This window comes from Cetobacterium sp. ZWU0022 (genome assembly GCF_000800875.1).
In the GTDB taxonomy this organism is placed as follows: domain Bacteria; phylum Fusobacteriota; class Fusobacteriia; order Fusobacteriales; family Fusobacteriaceae; genus Cetobacterium_A.
Genome location: NZ_JRJZ01000078.1, coordinates 1 through 721, shown reverse-complemented (window position 1 = coordinate 721; position 721 = coordinate 1). Strand labels below are relative to the sequence as shown.

Here is a 721-nt window from a genome sequence, read left to right as displayed (position 1 = left end):
ATTTCATTATAACCCTTCAAGAATTGAGTGTTTACAGGTACACAATACTCTTTATTTGTATATATTATGTAGCTTTAAATTTCAACTTAATTGTTAAAAAGTTAGAAAAAATAATTGGAGTAAATCGAAAAGTAGAGGATTGGAGAGATAATGGAGATAGAGGAACTTAAAAAAAATCAAAATATAATAGCCAATAAATTAATTGAACTAACTCAGGAATCAAGAAAAAATAGGCAAGATATTGAAAAAGATTTAGAAAAAATAAAAGATAGAGATGCTAAAATAGCCGAACAATTAACAGAAGCTAAAAAAATTGTAGATACATTTAGCGAATATCAAAGAACTTTTGAACGAACTAATTTTTTAAATAAAGTTTTTGCCACAATAATTTTTTTATTTTTAATTTTCTTAATCTGGGGGAGTTTTTTTACTAAATCCTAAGCTAATCATATTAAGGATTTAGAAAAAACTCTATGCTTCAACTTGAAGCATAGAAGTTAAACAGAATAAATGAATATCTTTATAATAAAATACAAAAGAAAAAATTGCTTACACAATATGAAATATAAATAGTTTTATTACTATTTTATTTTTATTCGTGTAGGGCATTTTTTTTATAAAAAAAATAAGCAGGAGGAATTAAAATGGAAAAAGCAATTTTCATTAAAAACAGAGCAAAAAAATCTCAAAAAGGAGGTTGGTTAAAAGAGAATTATAAATT

At 23.4% G+C, this 721-nt stretch carries 1 protein-coding gene; it reads left to right on the top strand.

Annotation, left to right across the window (positions count from 1 at the left end; genetic code table 11):
- Positions 1-150: 150 nt before the first annotated feature.
- The gene (locus L988_RS06405) at positions 151-441 is read left to right on the top strand and encodes a hypothetical protein (RefSeq protein WP_047382686.1); all 291 of its coding nucleotides are present in this window, start codon (positions 151-153) and stop codon (positions 439-441) included.
- The last annotated feature ends 280 nt before the right edge of the window (positions 442-721 follow it).

What these genes read in the sequence shown, in the direction of transcription:
- L988_RS06405 (WP_047382686.1), top strand. Translation starts at nt 151, where the DNA reads ATGGAGATAGAGGAACTTAAAAAAAATCAAAATATAATAGCCAATAAA.